At 70.3% G+C, this 25,561-nt stretch carries 25 protein-coding genes and 1 pseudogene; 7 read left to right on the plus strand and 19 right to left on the minus strand.

Going from position 1 to position 25,561, the window contains the following annotated elements; translation table 11 throughout:
- The first annotated feature begins 15 nt into the window (after window positions 1–15).
- Genes ACTOQ2_RS07875 through ACTOQ2_RS07890 form a run of 4 tightly spaced genes read left to right on the plus strand, consistent with a single transcriptional unit; the run spans window position 16 to window position 5,870 of the window.
- Window positions 16–276 carry a hypothetical protein gene (locus ACTOQ2_RS07875; RefSeq protein WP_440099036.1) on the plus strand — a complete coding sequence of 87 codons (261 nt, stop codon included), beginning with the start codon at window positions 16–18 and terminating at the stop codon, window positions 274–276.
- Window positions 269–856, plus strand: coding sequence for a hypothetical protein (locus ACTOQ2_RS07880; protein ID WP_440099037.1), 588 nt, complete (start codon window positions 269–271; stop codon window positions 854–856). Before ACTOQ2_RS07875 ends, ACTOQ2_RS07880 begins: the two co-directional genes overlap by 8 nt.
- Before the next feature lie 9 nt (window positions 857–865).
- The gene (locus tag ACTOQ2_RS07885) at window positions 866–2,518 is read left to right on the plus strand and encodes a hypothetical protein (protein WP_440099038.1); all 1,653 of its coding nucleotides are present in this window, start codon (window positions 866–868) and stop codon (window positions 2,516–2,518) included.
- A 10-nt stretch (window positions 2,519–2,528) separates the two neighbouring features.
- Complete coding sequence (locus ACTOQ2_RS07890; RefSeq protein WP_440099039.1) at window positions 2,529–5,870, plus strand: hypothetical protein; 3,342 nt, start codon at window positions 2,529–2,531, stop codon at window positions 5,868–5,870.
- A 52-nt stretch (window positions 5,871–5,922) separates the two neighbouring features.
- On the opposite strand, the pseudogene ACTOQ2_RS07895 reads toward ACTOQ2_RS07890, so the two are convergent.
- The 5 genes and pseudogenes from ACTOQ2_RS07895 to ACTOQ2_RS07915 all read right to left on the minus strand — a co-directional run.
- A pseudogene (locus ACTOQ2_RS07895) lies at window positions 5,923–6,131 on the minus strand (transposase); the annotation flags it as partial.
- A 44-nt stretch (window positions 6,132–6,175) separates the two neighbouring features.
- Entirely contained in the window at window positions 6,176–7,198 is a 1,023-nt protein-coding gene (locus ACTOQ2_RS07900; RefSeq protein WP_440099040.1) for a PLP-dependent cysteine synthase family protein, read from the minus strand.
- Window positions 7,199–7,460: 262 nt separating this feature from the next.
- Window positions 7,461–7,874: a YchJ family protein gene (locus tag ACTOQ2_RS07905; RefSeq protein ID WP_440099041.1), complete on the minus strand. Its 414-nt coding sequence runs from the start codon at window positions 7,872–7,874 to the stop codon at window positions 7,461–7,463.
- Between the two features lie 120 nt (window positions 7,875–7,994).
- On the minus strand, window positions 7,995–8,486 hold the full coding sequence (locus tag ACTOQ2_RS07910; RefSeq protein WP_440099042.1) for a TIGR00725 family protein: 492 nt from the start codon (window positions 8,484–8,486) through the stop codon (window positions 7,995–7,997).
- A gap of 308 nt (window positions 8,487–8,794) precedes the next feature.
- Window positions 8,795–9,958 (minus strand): acyl-CoA dehydrogenase family protein, encoded by a 1,164-nt coding sequence (locus ACTOQ2_RS07915; RefSeq protein ID WP_440067539.1) that lies wholly within the window; start codon window positions 9,956–9,958, stop codon window positions 8,795–8,797.
- A gap of 163 nt (window positions 9,959–10,121) precedes the next feature.
- On the opposite strand from ACTOQ2_RS07915, the gene ACTOQ2_RS07920 reads away from it, so the two are divergent.
- On the plus strand, window positions 10,122–11,423 hold the full coding sequence (locus tag ACTOQ2_RS07920) for a UDP-glucose dehydrogenase family protein (RefSeq protein WP_440067626.1): 1,302 nt from the start codon (window positions 10,122–10,124) through the stop codon (window positions 11,421–11,423).
- Between the two features lie 654 nt (window positions 11,424–12,077).
- On the opposite strand, the gene ACTOQ2_RS07925 is transcribed toward ACTOQ2_RS07920, so the two are convergent.
- From ACTOQ2_RS07925 to ACTOQ2_RS07945, 5 genes are all read right to left on the minus strand, one after another.
- The gene (locus ACTOQ2_RS07925) at window positions 12,078–12,314 is read right to left on the minus strand and encodes a DUF397 domain-containing protein (RefSeq protein WP_440067540.1); all 237 of its coding nucleotides are present in this window, start codon (window positions 12,312–12,314) and stop codon (window positions 12,078–12,080) included.
- 410 nt (window positions 12,315–12,724) lie between these two features.
- Entirely contained in the window at window positions 12,725–12,850 is a 126-nt protein-coding gene (locus tag ACTOQ2_RS07930; protein WP_440067544.1) for a hypothetical protein, read from the minus strand.
- Window positions 12,851–12,946: 96 nt separating this feature from the next.
- Window positions 12,947–13,450 carry a 5-(carboxyamino)imidazole ribonucleotide mutase gene (gene purE / locus ACTOQ2_RS07935; protein WP_440099043.1) on the minus strand — a complete coding sequence of 168 codons (504 nt, stop codon included), beginning with the start codon at window positions 13,448–13,450 and terminating at the stop codon, window positions 12,947–12,949.
- A 131-nt stretch (window positions 13,451–13,581) separates the two neighbouring features.
- Window positions 13,582–14,667 carry a 5-(carboxyamino)imidazole ribonucleotide synthase gene (locus ACTOQ2_RS07940; RefSeq protein ID WP_440067628.1) on the minus strand — a complete coding sequence of 362 codons (1,086 nt, stop codon included), beginning with the start codon at window positions 14,665–14,667 and terminating at the stop codon, window positions 13,582–13,584.
- 283 nt (window positions 14,668–14,950) lie between these two features.
- On the minus strand, window positions 14,951–15,895 hold the full coding sequence (locus tag ACTOQ2_RS07945; protein ID WP_440099044.1) for a hypothetical protein: 945 nt from the start codon (window positions 15,893–15,895) through the stop codon (window positions 14,951–14,953).
- Between the two features lie 296 nt (window positions 15,896–16,191).
- Between ACTOQ2_RS07945 and ACTOQ2_RS07950 the strand changes: the two genes are divergently transcribed.
- A complete protein-coding gene (locus ACTOQ2_RS07950) occupies window positions 16,192–16,761 on the plus strand; it encodes a GtrA family protein (RefSeq protein ID WP_440099045.1) in 570 nt (189 codons plus the stop codon).
- 102 nt (window positions 16,762–16,863) lie between these two features.
- On the opposite strand, the gene ACTOQ2_RS07955 is transcribed toward ACTOQ2_RS07950, so the two are convergent.
- The 9 genes from ACTOQ2_RS07955 to ACTOQ2_RS07995 all read right to left on the minus strand — a co-directional run bounded on the left by ACTOQ2_RS07955 (window position 16,864) and on the right by ACTOQ2_RS07995 (window position 24,250).
- Window positions 16,864–18,141 carry an ATP-binding protein gene (locus ACTOQ2_RS07955; protein ID WP_440099046.1) on the minus strand — a complete coding sequence of 426 codons (1,278 nt, stop codon included), beginning with the start codon at window positions 18,139–18,141 and terminating at the stop codon, window positions 16,864–16,866.
- A 3-nt stretch (window positions 18,142–18,144) separates the two neighbouring features.
- The gene (locus tag ACTOQ2_RS07960; protein ID WP_012888073.1) at window positions 18,145–18,813 is read right to left on the minus strand and encodes a response regulator transcription factor; all 669 of its coding nucleotides are present in this window, start codon (window positions 18,811–18,813) and stop codon (window positions 18,145–18,147) included.
- A gap of 251 nt (window positions 18,814–19,064) precedes the next feature.
- Window positions 19,065–19,547: a bacterioferritin gene (gene bfr, locus ACTOQ2_RS07965; RefSeq protein WP_362679010.1), complete on the minus strand. Its 483-nt coding sequence runs from the start codon at window positions 19,545–19,547 to the stop codon at window positions 19,065–19,067.
- Window positions 19,548–19,562: 15 nt separating this feature from the next.
- Complete coding sequence (locus tag ACTOQ2_RS07970) at window positions 19,563–19,784, minus strand: (2Fe-2S)-binding protein (RefSeq protein ID WP_440099047.1); 222 nt, start codon at window positions 19,782–19,784, stop codon at window positions 19,563–19,565.
- A 273-nt stretch (window positions 19,785–20,057) separates the two neighbouring features.
- Window positions 20,058–20,675, minus strand: a complete 618-nt coding sequence (locus ACTOQ2_RS07975) for an MBL fold metallo-hydrolase (protein ID WP_440099048.1) — start codon at window positions 20,673–20,675, stop codon at window positions 20,058–20,060.
- Window positions 20,672–21,757: an S-(hydroxymethyl)mycothiol dehydrogenase gene (locus ACTOQ2_RS07980; RefSeq protein WP_440099086.1), complete on the minus strand. Its 1,086-nt coding sequence runs from the start codon at window positions 21,755–21,757 to the stop codon at window positions 20,672–20,674. Before ACTOQ2_RS07980 ends, ACTOQ2_RS07975 begins: the two co-directional genes overlap by 4 nt.
- 75 nt (window positions 21,758–21,832) lie before the next feature.
- Window positions 21,833–22,870, minus strand: a complete 1,038-nt coding sequence (locus ACTOQ2_RS07985) for an adenylate/guanylate cyclase domain-containing protein (protein ID WP_440099049.1) — start codon at window positions 22,868–22,870, stop codon at window positions 21,833–21,835.
- 3 nt (window positions 22,871–22,873) lie between these two features.
- A complete protein-coding gene (locus tag ACTOQ2_RS07990; RefSeq protein ID WP_440099050.1) occupies window positions 22,874–23,392 on the minus strand; it encodes a PH domain-containing protein in 519 nt (172 codons plus the stop codon).
- Window positions 23,393–23,425: 33 nt separating this feature from the next.
- A complete protein-coding gene (locus tag ACTOQ2_RS07995) occupies window positions 23,426–24,250 on the minus strand; it encodes a biotin--[acetyl-CoA-carboxylase] ligase (protein ID WP_440067562.1) in 825 nt (274 codons plus the stop codon).
- 162 nt (window positions 24,251–24,412) lie between these two features.
- Between ACTOQ2_RS07995 and fdhD the strand changes: the two genes are divergently transcribed.
- Window positions 24,413–25,339, plus strand: coding sequence for a formate dehydrogenase accessory sulfurtransferase FdhD (gene fdhD / locus ACTOQ2_RS08000; RefSeq protein ID WP_440099051.1), 927 nt, complete (start codon window positions 24,413–24,415; stop codon window positions 25,337–25,339).
- Window positions 25,340–25,561 lie beyond the last annotated feature (222 nt).

Raw genomic sequence — 25,561 nt, forward strand, 5'->3', positions numbered from 1 at the left:
CTTCAGGAGGCTGACGTGCGTGTCCGGGTCAAGTTCCGCTACCGCGCCGAGACCGGCGAGGTCGAGATGTTCCAGATCGAGGATCTCCATGACGGGCCGCCGCTGGCCGACCACGACGCGCGCCACGACCGCGCCGCGGCCGACGTGGCCCGCGTCGTGGAGAACAACGCCCTCATCGAGGAGACGTTCCCCGGCGCCGAACCCGCCGCCCCCCGGACAACCCGGACGGCCGCGGAACGGGCCGGCGAGCAGAGGGAACAGCGCCTCCGTGACTGACCCCCAGCTGTACGAGAAGGCGGCCGACTGCTTCAGGCGGGCGGGCCTCGCTCTCGACGCGGCGCGTTGCTACCGGCTCGCCGGGGCGTACCGGCGGGCCGGGGAGCAGTACGCCGCCATCGGGGAGTACCGGGAGGCGGCCCTCGACTACGAGCGGTCGAACCAGGCCGACCTCGCGGCCTGGCTGCTGGCCCACCGGGCCGGCGATCCGGCGGCGGCCCGCGCCCTGATCGCCCGGAACACGTCGAGGGAGGCCGGCCCCACTCTCCACCAGCGGCTCGCGCTCGCCCGCTGCGCGATCGGCGACGGGGCACCGGCGGAGACGATCCCGCCGGTGATCGATGACGTCTGCGCGGAACTGTCCGACCAGGACGCGCTGTACGACCGCTTTCTTGAGGAGTGGGCCGTGGCGCTGGCCGAGCACCTGCGACGGTACGACCAGGTCGCGCTGGTGTACGCGGCGTCGGTGCGCGGGCGCCGGCACGGAGCCGCGACGCGCTGGGCGCAGTGGGCTCTCCGCGTACTGGGAACCGAACTAATCATCCCGGCCGGAACCGAGCCGGTCCGACAGCCTGCCTGAGGACGATCGATGTCAGAGCGACGAACGCCGGGACCCGGAACACCGGACGGCACGGGACGCCCCCGCCGGGCGACGGGTGAGGTGAGGGCGCTTCCCGAGCAGCCCCCCTCCGTCCCGCCGGACCCGCCGCCGAGCCGGCAGGCGTCCGGCGCGGTGCGGGTCCTCGTACGTTTCGAGACGGCCTCGGCGGCACTGGTCTTCGCCGAGCAGCTGTCCGGCGGCCGGCCGATCGGCACGGTCGGCTGCGCGCGCGGCGGACCGGGAGACCACTGGTGGGTGCGGAGCGACCTGCCCCTGGAGGTGGGCAGGGAGATGGCCGCCGTCTGCTCCGGCAGGCTCCACGTCCTGTCGGGGGACAGGCTCGTTCCCGACGCCCCCGGCCGGGAGGCCGTGTCCGGAGCCTCCCCCGCCCGCGCCGGCCTCACCACCCTCGGCGACCTCGTCTCCGTCTCCGTGACGGACCTGGTGCGGCGGGCCGGGCTGCATCCCGCCCGCCGCGGGCCGCTGCGCGAGGCGGTGCTGCTGCTCCCCGGGCACCTGGTGCCGGGTGTGGTCCGCCGGGCCCTGGACCTGCGGCTACGGGTGGAGTACAGGCCGGTGGCGCTCACCCCGCTGTTCGAGGGCGGCACCGCCGAGCGGATCTCCTACGAGGTGCGCCTGCGCGCCGCCCGGGAGACCGCCGTCCCCGGAGCGCTGCTGGCCGCGCTGGGACGCGACCCCTCCGTCCTGGTGTGCCGGTCCGTCGAGGAGACGCTGCTCGTGCAGCACGGAACCGGCACCCCGCTGTCGGACCGCTCCCTGGCCACGCTGGTCGACGACGGCGTCTGGGTGCTCGCCGGACCGGGGTACGGCTGCTCCCGCCTGCGCCCGCTGGCGGAGGCGGCCGAGGGGGCGGCTCTCGTCCGGCGCGGCGAGGACCACACGCTCCCGGACATCGGCCCCGCCTCCGGACACGCCCAGCCGTACGACGCCCACAGCGAACCGGCCCCGCGGACGCTGACCCTGGTACGCGCGCCCACGCGCGGCGTGGCGGTCGACGCCGCCCTGCTCGACGACGCGGACCTCGAATGCCTGCCGCGACTCCTGGCCGGGGAACAGCTGTCGGAGTCCGCCTTCCTGGTACGCGGCCGGGACCGGCACCTCCTCACCGCACCCGGCGGACTGCTGGAGCACCTGCCGGTCGGCGAACCCCTGCACTGCGTCGGCCCCGGCGGCCTGTACGTTCCCCTGGGCCGCCGCATCGACCCCCTGCTCCCGGCGACGGCGCGAGGTGCCCTGTTCCCCACCGACTCCTCGACCGCGCTCGTCCTGCTCGCCTCGGTCGTCCTCGCGTTCGATCTGGAGACGCGCCTGCCGGTGTGGCGGCTCTGGGCTGGACCCGTACCTCCGCTGGACGAGCAGTTGCCCCGATCGGTCGCGGCCGAGCTGCGGGACATCGACGAGCAGGTGACACCGACCAGGCCGCAATCCCCCGCGCGGCGACCTTCGGGCTGGGACCGAGTCTTCAACCGCCGGCCGCGCGACACCCCGCCCGACTGGCGCGACGAGGCCTACGCGGCCGAGCGCGCGGGACAGTACGCGGTCGCGGCGGAACTGTACTCAAGGAACAACGACCCCCTCCGCGCCGCACGCCTGTACGAGCGCGCCGCCGAAGAGTCATAGGGCCCGCCCCATGGTGGACGACCCCGCCCTCCGATCATGGGCCACGGCCCACGCCCGCACGGTCACCCCGCGACGAACCGACCCCGCACCGTGGCAACTCCCCTGGACACCGGGCGTCCCGTTCACGGTCGTCATCCGGGAGAAGCTTCTGCTCAGCGGCCACACCGACGAGGCATGGGTGGTCGCCGGGACGCCCCTCTCCGACGGCCGTCTCATCCTCGCCACCGGCAGCCCTGACAACACCGCACGCATCTGGGACGGCCACACCGCGACCCTCCTGCACACCCTCACCGGACACACAGACTCGGTCAGATCCGTCGCCTGGGCTGCCCTCCCCGACGGACGACTCCTCCTCGCCACCGCGAGCTACGACGACACCGTGCGCATCTGGGACGGCCACACCGCGGCCCTCCTGCACACCCTCACCGAAAACACCGGCGGCGTCTACTCCGCCGTCTGGGCCACTCTCCCCGACGGACGCCTCCTCCTCGCCACCGCAAGCGAAGACAGCACCGCACGCATCTGGGACGGCCACACCGGCACCCCCCTGCACACCCTCACCGGACACACCGACGTGGTCTACTCCACCGCCTGGGCCACCCTGCCCGACGGACGACTCCTCCTCGCCACCACAAGCGCCGACCACACCGTGCGCATCTGGGACGGCCACACCGGCACCCCCCTGCACACCCTCACCGAACACACAGACTCGGTCACCTCGGTCGCCTGGGCCACCCTGCCCGACGGACGCCTCCTCCTCGCCACCACAAGCGAAGACAGCACCGCACGCATCTGGGACGGCCACACCGGCACCTCCCTGCACACCCTCACCGGACACACCGACGTGGTCTACTTTTCCGCCTGGGCCACCCTGCCCGACGGACGCCTCCTCCTCGCCACCACAAGCGAAGACAGCACCGCACGCATCTGGGACGGCCACACCGGCACCCCCCTGCACACCCTCACCGAGCAATCAGAAGTCCTGGGGACAGATTGGCTACAGGAGTCCGACGGAGGGCTCACCCTGGCCATCGCCTGTGGCAACGACGTCCGCCTCCTGGAGGTCGCCGTCGATCCTCCGGTGCCGCCACCCACCCCGGCCCGGACGACCGAGCCGAGCGGCGCCCCGCCCCCGGCAGTGCTGGAAGGCGTCGAGAACGTCACCCCGGCCGCTCTCGCCGCGAGGCCAGGCAGAATCGACAGCACATCCTGGGCCACCCTCCCCGACGGACGGCTCCTCCTCGCCACCGCAGGCGGCGACCACACCGCACGCATCTGGGACGGCCACACCGGAGCACTCCTGCACACCCTCACCGAACACGCAAGCATGGTCTGGTCCGTCGCTTGGGCCACCCTGCCCGACGGACGACTCCTCCTCGCCACCGCAAGCAACGACCACACCACACGCATCTGGGACGGCCACACCGGCACCCCCCTGCACACCCTCACTGAACACACAGACTCGGTCAGATCCGTCGCCTGGGCCACCCTGCCCGACGGACGACTCCTCCTCGCCACCGCAAGCAACGACCACACCACACGCATCTGGGACGGCCACACCGGCACCCCCCTGCACACCCTCACCGAACACACCGGCACGATCTGGTCCGTCGCTTGGGCCACCCTCCCCGACGGACGACTCCTCCTCGCCACCACAAGCTTCGACGGCACCGCACGCATCTGGGACGGCCACACCGGAGCACTCCTGCACACCCTCACCGAACACACCGGCACGGTCTACTCCGCCGCCTGGGCCACCCTCCCCGACGGACGACTCCTCCTCGCCACCACAAGCTTCGACGGCACCGCACGCATCTGGGACGGCCACACCGGAGCACTCCTGCACACCCTCACCGAACACACCGGCCCGGTCTACTCCGCCGCCTGGGCCACCCTCCCCGACGGACGACTTCTCCTCGCCACCGCGAGCAACGACGGCACCGCACGCATCTGGGACGGACACACCGCGACCTCGTTGCAGCCGGTTCTGGGCCATGAGGGCTGGGCCGAAGGAGCAGACTGGACACTACTGCCCGACGGGCGTCTCTTCCTCTCGACCGGCAGTGCCGAAGGCGGGGCCCAGATATGGGACGTCCGTCTCTCACCACCCGTCTCCGTCCCCGCTCCGACCACCGGAGCCGCCGGCACTCCCGCCAGACCCCTCGCTCCCGCCGTGGCGGCGCTTCTCGCCTGCGGGGAGAACGACCTGTGGCCGCCGCTGGGCCTGGTCGACGATCTGATAACGCTCACCGGCCGGAACGCCTCGCCCCCGCGCCTGAACGACGGCCGGTTGAACGTGCTCGCCGACCACGAGGGCATCCGGCGGCTCCGGGATCTCGGCTGGCCGGCCAGGGCCAGGGGCTCGTTCGCGGTGCTGCTGTCGGCCCGGCTGACACCTGTCCCCGCGTTCACGCTCCCCGAGGGCGCCGACCGGCCGTCGGCTCGCGCGGCGCTGACGGCCGGGCTGGATGCCACGAGCTCGCCCGCCGTTCCCGGTGGCGTCCCGCCGGGCGAGCTGGTCGCGGCGGTCGACACGGTGACCGCGCGCGTCGCCTCGCTGCTGACGATCATCGGCCCCGACGCGGCCGCCGCCGATCCCGCGCTGCCGTTGAAACTCGCCCACCACGCCGCGCAGCTTCCCCCGTTGAACCGCAGGCAGCTGAGGCTTCTCGGCGACCCGGCCGGAACTCGCAGGAACACGCGGCGATCCGGGGGCGGGACCTCCCAGCACGCCCCGGGAACGGTCGGGGTGAGCCGTCACGGCACGCTCGCACAGCTGCTGCACACCCAGCTCGCCCTGACCGAGGACCTGTTCTCCATCCAGCATCTCGGCGACCAGCTCCTCTACCGGCGGCACACCGGCGAGGTCCCGCCCGCCCCCCGGCCGGTGACCATGATCCTGGACACCACGCCTCCCACGTACGGAACCCCCGAGCAGACCCTTCGCCTGGTCGCGCACCTCATCACCGTCACCCTGTGGGAGTACGGCGAGCAGCCGGTCCTGATCTCGCTGACCAGGCCGGGGGCCGCGCTCAGGCTCACGGGCCGCGCCCAGCTCGCGCATCTCTGGTCGACCAGGACCCTCGACCCGCCTGGTCCCGCGCTCCCCATCGCCGTCGACCTCGCCCGGAGCACCGGCAATCCGATCGTCCTGCTGGCCCACCACCACAGCCCCGACCGTGCCTACGCTCCCGGACCGGACGAGCGTCTGATCACCACCCACCACCCGGCGGAGCCCGCGCCGCACGCGGCCACGCACCCCGAGCACGTCCACCTGCCGCCGGACCCCACGGAGGCCGAGCTCGGCAGGGCCGTACGCCTCGCCCTCGCTCCCGCCGGAAGGGACCGATGAGGGCAGCGGCGATCGCGACGAAGGAGCCGAAGTGGTCGGCTCGGCGTTCGTGGCGGCGGTGCAACGTCTGCCAGGAGGCCTCGCATATCGGCGGAAGTTGGCGCCAGGTGCATCCGGTGGTGGCCACGAACACGATCGCCGCCAGGACCAGGCGGTCATCGACCCGTCTGCGTCCACCGCCCTGCGAGGCGTCGGCGAAGGCGGCGTCACCCGCTGAAACAGCTCCCACAACTCATCAGGAACCAACCGCCGCATGAACATTTCCACGCTGCATGCAACAAGCGATCATGAAGTGAGCTGTGGTCTTACGCGTTGAGCATGCGTGCCAGCCGTGCCGCGTACGCTCTCCAGTCCAGCCCTCTACCCTGCGCCCAGGCATCGTCGTGGCAGGTCCGCAGGTGACGCTCGCCGGCGTCACCGATCACGGTGACCACCTCGCCACGGATGTCCCGGTCCCGCATGCGGACGGCGAGCTCCAGCGCGCCCCACAGGTTCGTCCCGGTAGCGGCACCGACCGCCAGTCCGGTCACCTCCCGCACCCGCCGGGCAGCGGCCACGCTGGCGGCGTCGGGCACGGGAACGACCAGATCGACGAGGGAGGCAACGAAACCCGGCTCCATGCGCGGCCGGCCGATCCCCTCGATCCGGGACGGCATGCCGGTGGCGTAGTCGTCGGCACCGGTCGCCCAGCCGGGGAAGTAGGCGGAGTTCTCCGGATCGACCACGGCCAGCCGGCCGGGCAGGCGGTGATCGCGTAGGTGGCGGCCGACGGCGGCGGAGGTGGCACCGGTGCTCGCACCGACCACGATCCACGCCGGACACCGGTCCGCCTGGCCGAAAAGCTCCTCCGCCAGGCTCCCGCCACGCCAGTCGACGGTCGCGGCCGAGGCGTAGTAGTCCAGGTAACAGCCGCCCAGCTGCTCGGCCAGCCCTGCGGCCTCGTCGTAGACGGCCAGCGGTGGGTGGACGTATCGACAGGTCCCGCCCAACTGCTCGACGCCCTCCCCCCGGGAGCCCTCCGGCATGACAGCGGTGTACGGCAGGTCGAGCAGCCGGGCGAAGTACGCCTGGGCGATCGCCATCGCGCCCCCTGCGGCATCCACCACAGGGGTGCCCTCCATGATCCGGCCGGTGGCGATCGCGGCAGTGAACAGGGCCCGTGCCAGCCGGTGCTTCAGGCCTCCTGTCGGCTGGACCGACTCGTCCTTCAGCCAGAGCCGTACTCCCCAGTCGTCGGGCAGCGGGAACGACCGCAAGGGGGTGTGCCCGACCTGCGCCATCTCCTCATCCAGACGCTCGATCGCCTCCGTCGCCCATGCGCTGATCATGAGGAGAAACCTATCTGTATGAGACTCCGAAGATCGGCGAGAGCTACCGCCAGGTACGCTCCGTGGTGGTTGACAGTAGTCACGAACGCGATCGCCGTCAGGATCAGACGGTCATCGGCGCGCCTGCGTCCGCCACCCTGCGGTCGCGTTGGCGAGAGCGGCACTACCCGCTGAAACAGCCCCCACGACTCATCAGGAAACCAGCCGCTACGCGAACGTTTCCGCGTCTCATGCAACGAGCGATCACCGATCAAGACACGGTCTAAAGCGCTCCGACGTACACCCAGTCGCCCGCGTGCCGGGCGAAGCGGCTGTGCTCCTCCATGTGGCCCTCCTTGCCGCGTTCGACGTAGTGGGCGCGGAAGCGGACGGTGCCCTCGGTGTGGAAGGAACTGCCGCCGGTCGTCTCCAGCACCTCCAGGCGCGTCCACCGGACCGAGCGGTCGAGCTCGACGACCGGTGGACGCGTCGACGGATGCCAGCTGCGCAGGAGGTACTCGCCGTCACCGACGCTGAAGGCACTGAACCGCGACCGCATCAGCGCCTCGGCCGTCGTCGCGGACGCCTCGCCCCGGTGCAGCCGCCCGCAGCAGTCCCCGTACTCCGCGGGCAGACCGCACGGACAAGAGGCGGCGGGCGCGGAACGGGCTCGGGACCGTGGATCACGTCGTGGCACGTCCCCAGTATGCCCGCGCGCTCCTCCGGTCCGAGGTCGCTGTCCCTTTTCCGTTGGAACAGCGATGAGGCAGGGCGACGCCGGGCCACGCCGCGGCCTTCACCGTCGACACCCCGTTTCTCAGGTCTCGCTCCGATGGTCGGGCCAGAGCCCCGTGGCCGCCATCGCCTCCTCCGGAGACGAGACGTGCCTGACGCCGACGACCGGACGTCCCTCGTGGTCGAGGATCCGCCAGCCGCCGAGCTGGACCACGGGGACACGGCCGTGCCGCATCGCGAACGCCAGCTCGGAGAGGGTGCCCCACGACCCGCCCACGACGATCACGGCATCACCCGAATTGACGATGACGGTGTTCCGCGCCTCCCCGACACCTGTCGGGATCACGATGGAGAGATCCGGATTGGCCTCCTCCCTGTCCGCCCGGGACAGGATGCCGACCACCGTCCCGCCCGCCGACCGGGCACCGGCCGCCGCGGCGGCCATGACCCCGCCGTAGCCACCACAGATCACCACCGCACCGCGCTCCGCCAGCAACCGGCCGACCTCGCGGGCGTTGGACTCGTCCTCACCCGTACAGTCGCGCGGGCCGCACACCGACACCTGAATCGTCACGAGGGGATCCTGCCCGCGGGCGGCAACCACCGACCGGGAATCCTCGGTACCGGAATCCAAGGTAGATGTCGGCTGCCACGTCGCGAAGCCGGCGATCTCCTCGGCCGAGCGTCGGGAAAGCTCGTCGTCCAGGGGGCGTGATCGTGGCATCCACGAATGTCCCTGTACAGATCACGACCGTCCTCGTCCGCAGCGTGTGAGGTTCTCGCGGAACAGGGACGGAATAGAGCCTCTTCCAAGATCCACCCACCACATGCGAAACCCGGCCCGCGGGCGTGATCCGGACCGGGTTTCCGCTGGTCGACGACCTACTTCAGGAGCTGCCGCGCCATCACCATGCGCTGGATCTGGTTCGTGCCCTCGTAGATCTGGGTGATCTTCGCGTCGCGCATCATGCGCTCGACCGGGTAGTCGCTGGTGTAGCCGTACCCGCCCAGGAGCTGGACGGCGTCGGTGGTGATCTCCATGGCGGCGTCGGAGGCGGCGCACTTGGCGGCGCTGGAGAGGAAGGTGAGGTCCTTCTGCGGCTCGCCGTGCATGGCCAGCTCGGACCTGGCCGCGGCGGCGTAGGTGAGCTGGCGGGCGGCCTCCAGCTTCATGGCCATGTCGGCGACCATGAACTGGACGCCCTGGAACTCGGCGACGGCCTTGCCGAACTGCTTGCGCTCCTTGACGTAGCCGATCGCGTAGTCCAGCGCGCCCTGGGCGATGCCGAGGGCCTGGGCGGCGATGGTGATGCGGGTGTGGTCCAGGGTGGCCAGGGCGGTCTTGAAACCGGTGCCGGGCTCGCCGATCATCCGGGACGCGGGGATCCGCACGTTCTCCAGGATGACCTGGCGGGTCGGGGAGCCCTTGATGCCGAGCTTGCGCTCCTTGGCCCCGAAGCTGACGCCCTCGTCGCCCTTCTCCACGACGAACGCGGAGATGCCCCTCGCCCCGGCGCCCGGCTCGGTGACGGCCATCACCGTGTAGTACTCCGACACCCCGGCGTTGGTGATCCACATCTTGGCGCCGTCGAGCACGTAGTGGTCGCCGTCGAGGACCGCGCGGGTCTTCATGGCGGCGGCGTCGCTGCCCGCCTCGGCCTCCGAGAGGGCGTACGAGAACATCGCGTCGCCCCGCGCGACCGGCGTGAGATAGCGCTGCTTGAGCTCCTCGGAGGCCGAGAGCAGCAGCGGAACGGTGCCGAGCTTGTTGACGGCGGGGATCAGCGAGGACGAGGCGCAGGCCCGCGCCACCTCCTCGATGACGATCACCGCCGCGAGGGCGTCGGCTCCGGCGCCGCCGTACTCCTCGGGGATGTGCACGGCGTGCAGGTCCGCCGCGACGAGCGCCTTGTAGCTGTCCGCCGGGAACTCCGCCTTCTCGTCGGCCTCGGCGGCGCGAGGGGCGATTTTCTCGTCGGCGAGGGCCCGGACCGTCTCGCGGAGCATCTCGTGCTCCTCGGGCAGTGCGTAGAGAGGGTAGCTCATGGGCAAATACTAGGACGTCCAACAAAACCTGGAGCGCTCCACCCCATGTGATATGTACTCCGGCGTTTGCGCAGGTGGCAAAGTGGAAGCGCCAGATGCCGGTACCCTGTCGGCAAAGAATTGGGCAGAACCGAAAGGAGCACCAGTGGCCTACCGCCTGACGATGGTGGGAACCGGATACCTCGGTGCGACGACGTCCGCATGCATGGCCGAGCTGGGCTTCGAAGTCCTCAGTCTCGACGTGGACGCGGAGAAGATCGACCGCCTGCGGGCCGGCGATCTGCCCATCTACGAGCCGGGTCTGCAGGAGATCCTGCGGCGCAACCTGGCCAACGGCCGGTTGCGCTTCACCACCTCGTACGAGGAGGCCGCGGCCTTCGGTGACGTGCACTTCCTGTGCCTGGGCACCCCCCAGAAACCGGGAGAGTACGCGGCCGACGTGTCCTACCTGGACGCCGCGATCGAGTCGCTCGCCCCCCACCTGGACCGTGAGTGCCTGATCGTCGGCAAGTCGACCGTCCCGGTCGGCACCGCGCAGCGCCTCGCCGACAAGCTGGCCCGGCTGGCACCCATCGGCGCGGGCGCCGAGCTGGCCTGGAACCCGGAGTTCCTCCGGGAGGGCTTCGCGGTGAAGGACACCCTGCACCCCGACCGGATCGTGCTCGGTGTCGCCTCCGACAGGGCCGAGAAGATCATGCGGGAGGTGTACGCCTCCATGCTGGAGATGGGCACCCCGATGGTCATCACCGACTACCCCACGGCCGAGCTGGTCAAGGTGGCCGCCAACGCCTTCCTCGCCACGAAGATCTCCTTCATCAACGCGATGGCCGAGGTCTGCGAGGCCGCGCACGCCGACGTCAAGCAGCTGTCCCTGGCGCTGTCCTTCGACGACCGCATCGGCGGCAAGTTCCTGAACCCCGGCCTCGGCTTCGGCGGCGGCTGCCTGCCCAAGGACATCCGGGCCTTCATGGCCAGGGCCGGCGAGCTCGGCGCCGACCAGGCGCTGACCTTCCTGCGGGAGGTCGACGCGATCAACATGCGCCGCCGCGCCCGCATGGTCGACCTGGCCCGCGAGCTGGCCGGGGGCTCCTTCAGGGGCTGCACGGTCGCGGTGCTCGGCGCCGCGTTCAAGCCCAACTCCGACGACATCCGCGACTCGCCCGCCCTGGACGTAGCCGTCAAGATCAGCGAGCAGGGTGGCCGGGTCACCGTCTACGACCCCGTCGCCCAGGAGAACGCCCGCAAGGCCCATCCCGGGCTCTCCTACGGCGCCTCCGCCCTCGACGCAGCCAAGGACGCCCATGTCGTGCTGCTGCTGACCGAGTGGCAGGAGTTCATCGCCATGGATCCCGAGGAGCTGGGTTCCGTGGTGGCCTCCCGCAAGATCGTCGATGGTCGCAACGCCCTCGACGCCGAGACCTGGCGGGCCTCCGGCTGGCACTACCGCGCCCTGGGCCGCCCCTGAGCCCGGCCCGCCCTCGCGCCGAGCCTTTCGCGCACCGAGCCTTTCGCGCGTCCCCGGACATGACAACGGGTTCCCGGTCTATACCGGGAACCCGTCGGGTAAGCGTCGACTTCTCAGGGACCACATAGGTCACCATGGCCTTCTCGCGTCATTCAGTGCCAGACCTCACCAGTGGTCCCAGCGATACCAGCGACGCCAGTGGCGACGACGGCGACGACGGCGACGCCAGTACGGATCGTGGGCGGGCCAGCCCCCTCCCGGGAACATCGTGATACCCATGAGGACGCCCCCCTTTCGCAGTAATCTCGCGGATATGACAATTACTACGATATGGGACATATAGCCACAAAGCGGACTAATCGCTTCTAGGTTAGCTATAGAACGTTTTTGAGGGTTATTACGGTAAGACCGCTCCCGTTGTGGCGAATGTGAGTCACCTCGCGAAACCACTTCTTCCTGTGCGTTCGACAAAAGGACCTTTACCCTGGCGAGAAACCTGCGGCGGGGAGGGTGAGCCCCGTGGACACCGCGTCTTTCGCCAGGTCGGCCTGGTGCGCGACCCGATCGCGGCCGTCGGGGAAAGTCCCCGGAGACGCCCGGCGAGAAGGCCCCCGTACCCGAGGGAGGCCTTCTGCCCGTCCCGGTCCCGCCCGGTCAGTTGTCGAACTCGCCGAGCTTCACGCCCCCGACGAAGGCGTCCCACTCCGAGCGGGTGAAGAACAGCTTCGGCCCGTCGGGGTTCCTGGAATCGCGCAATACGTAAAGAGAGCCCGAACCGGCCTTGTGACCCTCCGCGGGGGCGTCGACCACGGCCACCTCGACGCAGTTGCCGCCGTCGTCCCCCTCCGGGGTCGCCCTGCGCCAGACGGCCTTGCTGAGGTCTGCTTCCACGTCGTCTCACCTTCGCTGTGTCGGCGGTCGCCCGGTGGGCGAAGTCTTCGAGGTCTTCGAGTGGATCGCCCCATGACGCCGGCATGCCCCCGCACGGCCCGGGGGTGACCCGTGAGATGCCCCCGGCGACGGATCCGCGGACGGCATCAGGCCCCACGGATGGCACCGGGGCTCCACGAACGGCACCGGCTCCATGGAAGGCGGCGGCTCCACGAAGACAGTATCCGGACCGCCCGCGACGTCCGCAACGACAAAAGCGCAGGACGCGTGCCCGGCACTGCGACCCGTCCGGCAGACCACGCGGGGTCAGCGGCGACCGAGCCCTACGAGGCCGGAGGCTGCCAGGCACCTCGTCCGGGCGTACGAGGCCGGAGACGCGGGGGTAGCGCCGAGGTCAAAGGTCCCAGGGGCTAACGCGCCGACACGGAACTCACCGCGGAGTCGACGGGCTTGCCGCCCTCACCCGCGCCCAGACTTCCCCACACCGCCAGCACCGCCATCGTGAGTCCGAGGATGGCGCGGATAGCGTTCCTCATGATTCTCAACCTCCAAGCTATTCGAAGATTTTCCCCTTCCCCTCGCGCCCTCATCTATCCGCGATGCCGTCAAGCCATCGGCCAAAAGTGGTGATATCAGGCGCCGAGCTGGGCGGCCTCGGCCCGAAGTCTCGCGCCCTTGGCGTGGGCTTGATCCTTGAGAGCGAGCTGGAACGCCTCCATCTTCCCTCGCAGCCCCTCGTCGGCGGCGGCGAGGATCCGCACGGCCAGCAGGCCCGCGTTGCGGGCACCCCCGACGGCGACGGTCGCGACCGGGACCCCCGCGGGCATCTGGACGATCGAGAGGAGAGAGTCGAGGCCGTCGAGATACTTCAGCGGGACGGGGACACCGATCACCGGCAGCGGGGTCACCGACGCGAGCATGCCCGGCAGGTGAGCGGCTCCCCCGGCACCCGCGATGATCACCTTCAGTCCACGCCCGGCCGCCTCCGCGCCGTACGCGATCATCTCCTCGGGCATGCGGTGCGCGGAGACCACGTCGGCCTCGAACGCCACCCCGAACTCGGCCAGCGCCTCGGCGGCGAGTTTCATCACCGGCCAGTCGGAGTCGCTGCCCATGACGATGCCGACGGTGGTCATCACTTCTCCTTGCCTCGCGGCCCAGGGGCCGCGCGCGTTCGCGGTGGTGCCGTGGTCCACGCCGGTGCGGGGATTCTCGGCGGTACGGTGCCTTCGAGGCACCGGAAGGGCGGACCGGCCGGTCCGCGGGCTCAGGTGTATCTTCCCTCTGTGAGGTAGACGGCGGCGTGCCGGGCACGCGCGCGGACCTCGTCCAGGTCGGTGCCCATGGCGGTGACGTGACCGATCTTGCGCCCCGGCCGCACCTCCTTGCCGTAGAAGTGGACCTTGATTCCCGGGTCGTGGGCCATCACGTGCTCGTACCGGGAGAAGATGTCCGGGTCGTCACCGCCCAGGAGGTTGGCCATCACCACCACGGGGGCGGTCGGCGCGGGCGATCCGAGAGGGAGGTCGAGGACCGCGCGCAGGTGCTGCTCGTACTGGGAGGTGCGGGCCCCGTCGATCGTCCAGTGGCCGCTGTTGTGCGGGCGCATGGCCAGCTCGTTCACCACCAGCCCTGAGGAGGTGGCGAACATCTCCACGGCCAGCAGCCCGGTCACGCCCAGCTCCTTGGCGATGGTCAGGGCGATCCGCTGGGCCACCGCGGCCCACTCCGGGTCGAGGCCGGGAGCGGGGGCGAGCACCTCGACGCAGATGCCGTCGCGCTGGACGGTCTCCACCACCGGGTAGCTGACGCCCTGCCCGTGCGGCGACCTGGCGACCAGCACGGCGAGCTCCCGCTCGAACGGCACGAACCCCTCGGCCATCAGCGGCACGCCGGAGGCCAGGACCTCGGTCGCGTCGTCCGCGGAGCGGCAGACCCAGACGCCGCGCCCGTCGTAGCCGCCCCGGACCGCCTTGAGCACGACCGGCCAGCCGTTCTCCGCGGCGAACTCCTCGACGTCGGCGGCCGTCTCGACCCGCCGCCAGGGCGGGCAGGGTACGCCGATCGCGGTCAGCCGCTCGCGCATCACGGCCTTGTCCTGGGCGTGGACGAGCGCGCCGGCCCCGGGGTGCACGGCGAAGCCGTCCTCGGCCAGGGCCCTGACGTGCTCGGTGGGCACGTGCTCGTGGTCGAAGGTGACCGCGTCACATCCCTTGGCGAGATCACGCAGGTCGGCCAGGGACCGGTAGTCGCCCAGACGCACGTCGGCGATCACGCGGGCGGCGCTCTCGTCGGGCGAGTTCGCCAGCACCCGCAGCTCGATGCCGAGGGCGATGGCCGCCTGCTGTGTCATCCGAGCCAGCTGGCCCGCTCCGATCACGCCGACGACGGGTCCGATGGGACTGGCCAAAGAAGGGCTGCTCACAGCGGTTAAGTTTACTGTCACGCGGTACGGGACCAGGCGGCGGGAGGATGGCAGACGGTCGGCGAGCGGCCTGCCGGGGCGCGCGAAGGGAGCTGTCTGGGCCCGAGGCGACCTGCCGAGAACCGCGAAGGGACCTGCCTGGGCCCGAGGGCGACCTGCCGGGACCCGCGAAGGGACCCGGCGGCGACCGGGAACGGCCGTCCGGAGGCGCTCAGTCCGCCGTGAGGGTGGCGAGGCCGCGGCGCAGGCCGGTCGTGGCGAGCGTGGAGCCGCTGCCGCCGATCGCGGTGGCGACGAGCACGACCTCGGTCCCGGTCAGCTTCGCCGTTCTGGTCCTGCCGGTGAAACCGCGCAGGTCGGCCCTGCCGTAGAGGGGACGGACCAGCGAGGAACGGCCCTGACGGGCTCTCTGCCGGTATTCGATCTCCAGGGCGTGGATGACCAGGGCACCCCCGGTGGGCAACAGCAGCGCGCGCTGAGGGCCGACGAGCAGGCGGACGTCGGCGGCGAGGCGGTCGGGCCGCACGCTCAGCGGCCGCCTGACCAGATCGTCGAAGAGATCCCGGACCGGGTCGCCCTTGGGAAAGGTCACCCCGCTCACCCCCACCGGGTCGGTCAGGTAGGTCAGGTAGCGCTGCGGCACGAGACGGGCCTTGACCCCCGCGTCGGGGTCGTCGGCGGGTACCGCGCCCTCGGTCGGCTCGCGGATCTCGCCCAGGATCGGGATGGGACCGGCACCGAGCCGCCACTCGCCGTCCTCCTGGAGGAACAGGAAGTAGGCCGGGTCGGGCTCGCGGGCCAGGGCGACGAACCAGCGGTCCTGGCCGTCGACGCCGGGCAGGTACAACTCCACGTCGGTGTAGGACTTCCTGGCGGGGGCTGGGCGGCCGTTCCGGGTCGCCTCGCAGGCACGACCGCCCAGCGCTCTCTCCGCCCAGGTGGTGAGCTTCTCGACGGTCGCGCAGTCCCGGTCGCGCCAGGCCTTGTCGAGCCTTCCCAGCAGCGCGAAGGCCTTGGACGCCTCGGCGAGCTCCACCCCGGCGGACGCCTCGCGCGACGGGCCGGTCTCGGGGAGGGTACCCGGCGTGTCGCTCCGCGCGCCGCAGCCGGTCATCATCGACAGACCGAGGATCAAGGCGAGGAGTCGGCGGCGCAAGGGTTGATCCCCGGGGTAGTGGCCATCGCGTACGGCAGTCCGTCTGGACCGATCACGGGAGGTGAAAGTTTCAGGGACTTCCCGTGGATCAGAGGGATCAGCGTAACGCCAATAACCCCTATTTATCCGGTGTTATGCGACATTTGCTGAAAAGGCACCAGCTGGTGTCTATGGACATCAACGGGTCAACCTCGCGCGGATCACGCCTCCTCACCGGTAGCCTGGCCCGAAGAGTGTTCGAGGTCATCCGACGCGGCGGATCAGCAGCCGACCCCCGAAAGGACCGTGCAGGAAACGTGGAGTTTCTCCGACACGCCTACCGGCGGCTCGCCGAGCTGGCGCGAGAGCTGGCGAAGTTCGGGACGATCGGCGCGGTCGCCTTCGTGATCGACACCGGCGGCACCAACCTGCTGAGGTTCGGCGTCGGCTTGGGACCGCTCAGCTCCAAGGTCTTCGCCACGATCGTCGCGGCCACCTTCGCCTACCTCGGCAACCGCTACTGGACGTTCAGGCACCGGGAGCAGAGCGGCCTGGCCCGCGAGTACTTCCTGTTCTTCGTCCTCAACGGCATCGGCCTGCTGATCTCGCTGCTGGTGATCGGTTTCGTGACCTACACCCTGGGTCTGCAGGACGCGCTGAGTTACAACATCGCCCTGCTCACCGGCACCGCCCTCGGGACCCTGTTCAGGTTCTGGTCGTACAAGAAGTGGGTCTTCCTGCCCGGCACGCCGCCGGACGAAGCCGCCGAAGCCGTCCCCGGCGCGCCACCGAGCCGACCGGCGACGCCGAACAGCAAGGTCAACGGCCACATGTATCTCCTGAGCAAGACCTCGGAGGAGAACGCGCCGCCCCCCGGCCCGCGTTAGCACGTACGCCCCCGGCCGGCGTCGGCACACCGCCCTCGGCCCCGGTCGGCGCGCCCCGCACGCGGCCGGAGGCCATCGTGCCCGGAGCCCCGGCGGGAACGCTCAGGCGGGCCCGCGTACGACGCGGTTCCTGCCCGGCTCGCCCACCTGGCGCAGGAAGAACGCGAACGTCGCCGGGCGCGCCCGTACGAGCTCCAGGCGTCCCCCGTCGGCGGCGGCCAGCGCCCTGGCGAGGGGCAGGCCGAGACCCGTGCTGCCGCGCCCGCTCACGTTCCGTTCGAAGACCCTGGGAGCCAGGTCGTCGGGAATGCCGCTCCCCTGGTCGGCGACCTCGATCACGATGGACCTGTCCCTGGCGCTGGTGGTCACCGTCACCGTGCCGCCGCCGTGCTCCAGCGAGTTCTCCAGCAGGGTGGAGATCACCTGGCCGATGCCGCCGCCGGTGCCCAGCGCCTGGAGGCCGCGCGTGCCGACCAGGCTCAGCCGCCGCCCGGCTCTGCGGAACGCCGGGCCCCACTCGATGAACTGCTGATCGAGCAGCACGTCGAGCTCGACGATCTCGGACTGCGCCTGACGCTGCCGTCTGGCGGTGGCCAGCAGCTCGTCGATCACAGCGGTGAGCCGCTCGGCCTGCACGATGGCGGCCTCGCCCTCCTCCTTGACGATCCCCGGCTCGTCGGCGGCGGCGACGATCTCCTCAAGTCTCATGGTCAGGCCGGTGAGCGGGGTACGGAGCTGATGGGAGGCGTCGGTCGCGAACTCCCGCTCCCTGGCCAGGAGGTCGGAGATGCGGGTCGCGCTGCGGTCGAGCACCTCGGCCACCCGATCGAGTTCCTGGATGCCGTAACGGTGCTTGCTCGGTCTGGCGTCACCGGAACCGAGCCGCTCAGCGATCATCGCAAGGTCGCTGAGCGGTAACGTCAGGCGGCGCGACTGCACGATGGCGAGCCCGACCGCGACCGCGAGGGCAGCGGCGGCGAGTCCCAGGATGAGGAACAACCACGCGCGGACCTCACGCTCCACTCCCGTCTTGTCCCGGCTGACCGCGACGTACACGCCGTTCTCCGACTGTGCGTCCTCGGTCATCTTCTGGCTCTCGGGGGGCTCGGTGCCCACCGTTATCACCTGGGGAGGAGTCCCCTTCGCGTAGATCTGAATGTAGAGATCGGAATACTTGCGTTCCAGCTGTTGCTCGTCGACGGGCTGGTCCTGGATCCGGGCGTACTCGACCTCCCCGAGCAGGCTTTTGGCATGGGAGGAGAGTTCCTGGGTCGCCTCCTCCTCGATGAGCCGGTTGACCGCCACACCGAGGGGAATGCCGAGCAGCAATACCCCGATGACCGCGACGAGGAGAGTTGAGGAGAGCAGACGGCGGCGCATCTCCTACTCGCGCTCGAACCTGAAGCCGACTCCTCGAACGGTGGTGATGTATCGGGGCTTGGCGGCGTCGTCACCGAGTTTCCGGCGTAGCCACGAGATGTGCATGTCCAGGGTCTTGGTCGACCCCCACCAGTTGGTGTCCCACACCTCGCGCATGATCTGCTCTCGGGTAACCACCTTTCCGGCGTCGCGGACCAGGACCCTCAGCAGGTCGAACTCCTTTGTGGTCAGATGCAGCTCCTTGTCCCCCATCCACGCGCGACGGGAGTCGGCGTCGATGCGCACGCCCTGGACAACGGGCGTCTCGGATGTGCCACGCCGCAGCAGCGCGCGGACGCGCGCCAGCAGCTCGGCGAGGCGGAACGGTTTGGTGACGTAGTCGTCGGCCCCGGCGTCGAGGCCCACCACCGTGTCGACCTCGTCGACACGGGCGGTGAGGATCAGCACGGGAGTTCCGTGGCCCTCGGCGCGGATGCGCCGGGCCACCTCCAGGCCGTCCATCTCGGGCAGGCCCAGGTCGAGAACGATCAGGTCGATGCCACCTGACAGCGCCCGCTCCAGAGCCTGCGGGCCATCAGGGCTCACCTCTACTTGATAACCCTCGCGGCGCAGAGCTCGCGCCAGTGGCTCGGAAATCGAGGTGTCATCCTCGGCGAGTAGTACACAGGTCATGTTGCGATCGTAGGACCTTAGGGGATCGTTTCCCGGGTACAGCGCGCGGTTTGACTCGTCGTTGACCTATCCATTGACCTGGGCAAACACTGATAAATCCCGGATAGTCATCCCGCAACGGCCGAGGGCCACGGAGTAGGTCTCCCGCATTGGAAGTCCCTGGAAAGCACAGGCCCACCAAAGGATCGACCGACAAAACACAACACGCCCTACCAGAAGGGATCTGGCGGGCGTGTTCTGATTGATTCACCTCAGGAGGCCGACGGCGGCTCGGCGTAGCGAGCGAGGTAGAGCTGCTCTCCAAGGCTCCCGATGAGACCGAGCTCGGTCTCCAGGTAGTCGATGTGGCGCTCCTCGTCCTCGAGGATCTCCTCGAACAGGCGGGCCGAGGTGGCATCGCCCTTCTCCCGCATCAGGATGATGGCCGGCTTCAGCCGGGTGACCACCTCGAGTTCGACGTCCATGTCGGCGCGAAGCTGCTCGGCGACGGTCTGGCCGATGTGCAGGGTGCCCAGCTTCTGGTAGTTGGGCAGTCCTTCGAGGAAGAGGATGCGATCGGTCAGCTTCTCCGCGTGGCGCATCTCGTCGATGGACTCTTCGCGGGTGTATTTGGCCAGCCTGGTGTATCCCCAGTTCTCCTGCATCTTGGCGTGCAGGAAGTACTGGTTGATCGCGGTCAGCTCCGCGGTCAGCTGCTCGTTGAGCAGTTCGATGATTTTCTTGTCGCCCTGCATGGCGGGCTCCTCGTGCTATGCGGTCGGCATTAAATCTTCGGACCGCTTTAGGATCGCACAGATTTTGCGCACGCAAGAAGCACAGTCGCCACCGGCGCCCGTGGCATCGCGGATCTGGCGCGCGCTTCTGGCCCCTGCCGAGATGCAGTCGTGCACCTCGTTCTCGGTGACCGCGCGGCAGACGCATACGTACACGGGGGTGTGACCTTTCTGAAGGCTACCATAGGTTAGGCACACCTAAGCTAACTCATTTGGTTAGGCTTGCCTATGTGAACTAGGACACAAAGCCTTAATGCCTCCGTCACAAGCACGAATTTCCTGTCTGGAAAACCCCATCCCGGCGTGCGGAAACACCCCCGGCGGCCCAGGCCGCGCCCCGCCGACGCCTCGCGGATACGGACCCGTGCGAGTACGGGACACGCCCGCCGAAACACGCGAACGCGCCCCGGCGAAGGCCGGGGCGCGTGATCGGGCCGAGTGCGGTGAACCGCGGGTCAGCGGGTCAGCGGGTCAGTGGCCTCTGGCCAGCCACTCCTCCAGGTGCCCCGCCTCCGCGCCGATGGTGGTGGAGGCGCCGTGACCGGTGTGCACGGCCGTCCCCGGCGGCAGGGCGAGCAGCCGCCCCTTGATCGACTCGATGATCGTGTCGAAGGAGGAGAAGGACCTCCCCGTCGCGCCGGGACCGCCGTTGAACAGGGTGTCGCCGGTGAAGACCGCGCCGATGTCCGCCCCGTACAGGCAGACCGCACCCGGGGCGTGGCCCGGCGTGTGCAGCACGGTCAGCTCGATCCCTCCGGCCGAGAGCACCTGCCCGTCCTCGAGCGGGATGTACGGCAGGTCGGTGTAGACCATCTCCCACAGCACCTGGTCGGCCGGGTGGAGCAGGATCGGCGCGCCCGTCCGCTCGGCGAGATCGGCCGCCGCGTCGATGTGGTCGTTGTGCGCGTGGGTGCAGACGATGGCCTTGACCTCGCGGTCACCGACCCGCTCGGTGATCGCGGCGGCGTCGTGCGCGGCGTCGACGACGAGGACCTCGCTGGCCGAGCCGACGATCCAGACGTTGTTGTCGACGTCCCACGTCCCGCCGTCCAGCGAGAACGTGCCGGAGGTGACGACCCTGTCGATCACAGGATCACCACCGAGCGCAGGACCTCGCCGCGGTGCATCTTGGCGAAGGCCTCCTCGACGTCGCCGAGGCCGATCGTCTCGGAGACGAAGCGGTCGAGGTCGAGCCGCCCCTGGAGGTAGAGGTCGATGAGCATGGGGAAGTCGCGGCTGGGCAGGCAGTCGCCGTACCAGGAGGACTTCAGCGCGCCGCCCCGGCCGAAGACGTCGAGCAGCGGCAGCTCCAGCGTCATGTCCGGGGTGGGCACCCCGACCAGGACCACGGTCCCGGCCAGGTCGCGGGCGTAGAAGGCCTGCTTGTACGTCTCCGGGCGGCCGACCGCTTCGATGACCACGTCGGCGCCGTTGCCGCCGGTGAGCTCCTTGACCGTCTCGACCACGTCGGAGGTGCGGGAGTTGACCGTGTGAGTGGCGCCGAAGTCCTTGGCCCAGCCGAGCTTGCGGTCGTCCACGTCCACCGCGATGATCTTCGAGGCGCCCGCCAGCCGGGCCCCCAGGATGGCCGCGTCACCGACGCCGCCGCACCCGATGACCGCCACGCTGTCACCGCGGGTCACCCCGCCGGTGTTGATGGCGGCGCCGAGGCCCGCCATCACGCCGCAGCCCAGCAGCCCGGCCACCTGCGCCGGCGCCGCCGGGTCGACCTTGGTGCACTGCCCGGCCGCGACCAGCGTCTTCTCGATGAAGGCGCCGATGCCCAGGGCCGGGCTGAGCGGCGTGCCGTCGGCCAGGGTCATCTTCTGGGTGGCGTTGTGGGTGTTGAAGCAGTACCAGGGACGGCCCCGCAGGCACGCCCGGCAGCTGCCGCACACGGCCCGCCAGTTCAGGATCACGAAGTCACCGGGTGCCACCTCGGTGACGCCCTCGCCGACCGCCTCGACCACCCCGGCCGCCTCGTGGCCGAGCAGGAAGGGGAACTCGTCGTTGATGCCGCCCTCGCGGTAGTGCAGGTCCGTATGGCAGACGCCACAGGCCTGGACCGTCACCACGGCCTCGCCGGGTCCCGGATCGGGCACGATAACGGTCTCCAGCGAGACGGGCTCGCCCTTGCCACGCGCGACCACGCCTTGCACGGTGTACGGCATGTCCTGCACCTCATCTGTCATGGTTTCAGCCCTCGCGGGCCTGCTTACCGGTCGGACGGCCCTGGGGCGCCGGCCTCAATGATTACCAGCCCTGCGTAACACGTACGGCTGCACGACCCCAAGGCCGCGGGCCGGGCGCCGGCGGATCCGGCCGACCTCGACGCCGGGCACGTCCTTCAGCGCCTCGGCCAGCCTGTCGTCGGCGACGACGGTGCCGGGGCGGGCGATGGCGGTGAGCCTGGCCGCCAGGTTCACCGTCGTGCCGAAGACGTCGCCCATGATCGGCAGCACCGGGCCGTACGCCAGCCCGATCCGCACGTCGGGCCCGTACTCGCGGATCGCGCCGACCAGGTCCAGGGCGATCACCGCGGCCGTCCGCGGGTCGGCCGCGGTGAAGAACACCTCGTCACCGAGTGTCTTGACCATCCGCCCCCCGTGCTCGGCGACGACGTCGGAGGCCCGCGACTCGAAGCCCTCGACCAGCTCGGCCAGGCCCCGCTCGTCCAGCTCGCGGGAGACCCGGGTGAAGGAGACCAGGTCGGCGAAGCCCACCGCGAGGGCGAGCCGGGCCGGCACGATCTCGTCGGTGATGTCGGCGAGCGCCAGCAGGCGGGTCCCGGCGGCGGCGAGCTGGGCGCGCCAGACGTGCACCAGCATCTGCTCGAAGTCCGGGAGCAGCCGGCGCGAGGTCTCCATGACCGCCGTCAGGTCCTCGTCGGTGGGCCGGCGGCCGGGGTCGATCATGGCGCCGATCATGATCTCGGCCTGCCACTGGGCGAGCCGCGCCGTCGTCTGGCCCAGTGCCCTCGCCATCCGGATGACGGTCTGGTCGTCCAGCAGGCCGCCCTCCATCATCGCCCGGACCCGTTCCAGCACGGCCACGTCCGCGTCGGTGAAGGCCACGGTGTCATCGGGGAGCGTGGCGAACCCCAGCGCGCGCCAGATCCGCTCGGTGAGCTCCTGCGGCAACCGGGCCAGGCTCGCCACCTGGATCCGGGTGTGGCGGGGAGAGGCACCGACGAAGAGGCGCTTGATCTGCTCGGCCGTCGGGCGTCCGGCGGGAACCTCCGTCTCGTCCCCGCCCTCACCCAGGCCCAGGAGGTCAGGCCCCATGGGTCACCGCCCGCCGGGTTCCGAGGGCTCCCCGTCCGCCGCGTCGTCGATCGCGCGGAACAGCTCGGCCCGCACCTCCTGGATCCGGGGAATGTCCCGCAGCGTGATCCGGCCGTGGTCGCCCGCCGACTCGACGACCAGTGTGCCGCAGCCGAAGAGCCTCTCCAGGAGGGTCTGGTCGGCGCTGACCGTGTTCACCTTGGTCATCGGGATGTCGTCGACGGACGTGTTCAGCACCCCCGTGCCGATGGTGAACCGGTGCGAGGTAAGGACGTACGAGGTGTTCTTCCAGCGCAGGTATGGGATGAACGACCACACGGTCAGCAGGCCGACGGCGACCACGGCCACCGCGACGAGCGCCTGGAACCGGTACTCGAACTCGGGCATGAAGAAAAGAGCGGCGCCGGACCCCACGATGATCAGGATCAACGCGAGGAACGGGCCGATAAGTCGCTTCCAGTGAGGGTGGAACGACCTGATCCGTCGCTCCCCCTCCGTCATGTGGTGATCGGGTAGACCCATGGGGCAAATCGTGGCACGCCTTCATGCCCCACGTCATGAGCTGTGAGGTCGAACATGCACGACGTCACCCGCGCTGAGCGCGTGCTCCTCCCCCTTGGCGTCGACGAGCAGGCGTCCGGCGCGGTCGACACCGGTGGCGGTGCCGGTGAGCACCCGCTCGCCGGGCAGCTCCACCCGGACCTCCCGCCCGACCGTGGCACTGATCGCGAGGTAGGCGGCCCGCAGGCCGCAGGCCTCGACGTCGCCGTTCGCCTCCGACCACTCGCGGTAGTGGGTCTCGATCTCCCGCAGCATCGCGCGCAGGATCGGATCGCGGTCGACGCAGGCGGCCTCCTCGATGGCCAGGGAGGTGGCGGTCTCCACCGGCAGCTCCTCGGGGCGCACGCTCACGTTGAGCCCGACGCCCACGATCACCGCGCTGTCGATCCGCTCGGCGAGCACCCCGGCGAGCTTGCGCTCGCCGATCAGCAGGTCGTTGGGCCACTTGAGCCGTACGTCGACCTCGGCGACCTTCCGCACCGCCGACGCGACCGCCAGGCCGACGAGCAGGGGCAGCCACCCCTGCTCGGACATGGGCGGGTCGGGACGCAGGAGGATCGAGAACGTCAGGCCGGAACGCGGCGGGGCGCTCCAGACGCGGCCGAGCCTGCCGCGGCCGGCGAACTGGGACTCGGCGACGACGACGGCGCCCTGCCGCGCGCCGTCGCGGACGGCGTGCGCGAGGTCGGCATTGGTCGATCCGGTCCTTTCGACCACGGAGATGCCGGACCAGAGTCCACCGGGACGGACCAGCGCGCGGGTGAGCGCCGCCTGGGAGAGCGGCGGGCGGTCGAGATCAGTGAAGGGCGAGTCGAGCACTTAGCCATCTTGCCTCCACTAACGACCCCCTGTTACCGAATTAATCCAATGACCAGGGAATACTGTTGTCGAAGTCTGGGGCGGCGGGCAAGGTCTGGCTTTCGGCCGGGGTGAGACCTGTTCAGGCGGCGGCGAAAAGAGGCGAAAAGAGATGATGAACGCATGAGCAGACATCTCCCCGCACGCAACGGCGCCGACGTGGAAAACGCTCCGAGCTCGGAGGCGGGTCCGGGCTTCGAGGCGGTGGAGGTCGTGCGGAGGCCGGGGCCCACCACCCGGGCGCGGGTCGGGCAGATGCGGGCGGGGACGATCCACGAGCGCCGGGACGACCTGGCCACCGAGGAGCCGCTGGAGATCCGCATCCAGGCGGGCGAGGAACGCCGCACGGTCGCGATCACCATGCGCACCCCCGGCCACGACTTCGAGCTGGCCGCCGGATTCCTGTACGGCGAGGGCGTCGCGGCACCGGCGGACATCGCCTCCATCGCCTACTGCACCGACGAGGACGTGCCGCCGGAGGCGCGCTACAACACGGTGACCGTGCGGCTGCGCGGCGGGCTGCCCGACCTGCCCTCGCTCGACCGGCACTTCATGACGTCGAGCGCGTGCGGCGTCTGCGGTACCGCCAGCCTCGACGCCCTGCGCGGCCGCTGCTCTCCGCTGCCCGGCCAGGAGGACGTGCCCGTCTCCCCCGAGGTCCTGTACGGCCTTCCCGGCAGGCTGAGAAGCGCCCAGGGGATCTTCGGCAAGACCGGCGGGCTGCACGCGGCCGGCCTGTTCACCGCCGGGGGTGAGCCTCTCGCGGTCCGCGAGGACGTGGGGCGGCACAACGCGCTGGACAAGCTGGTCGGCTGGGCCATGATGACCGGGAGGCTGCCGCTGGGCGGGCACGTGCTCATGGTCAGCGGGCGGACCAGCTACGAGATCATGCAGAAGGCCCTCACCGCGGGCCTGCCGGTCGTCTGCGCGGTCTCCGCGCCGTCGTCCCTCGCCGTCGACCTCGCCAGGGAGTTCGGGATGACACTGGTCGGGTTCCTGCGCGAGGAGCGCTTCAACGTCTACGCGGGGGCGCACCGCATCGGCCGCTGAGCCACCCGCACCGCTTCTCGAACAACCCCATCCCGGCCGCCCCGGTTCTCGAACGCCCCTGTCCCTGCCGCCCCGCTTCTCGAACGATCCCGTCCCGGACGCCCCGCCCGAGACACCCCGTAGCGGCCCCTGAGCCGCCCGCTCCGGCCCCCGAACGTCCGCCTCGGCATCCTTTAGTCCGCTTCCATTAAGAATCACCCATATTGGATCCTGGGGAGCCGT

The sequence above is a fragment of the Streptosporangium sp. H16 genome, assembly GCF_051918855.1.
Lineage (GTDB): Bacteria > Actinomycetota > Actinomycetes > Streptosporangiales > Streptosporangiaceae > Streptosporangium.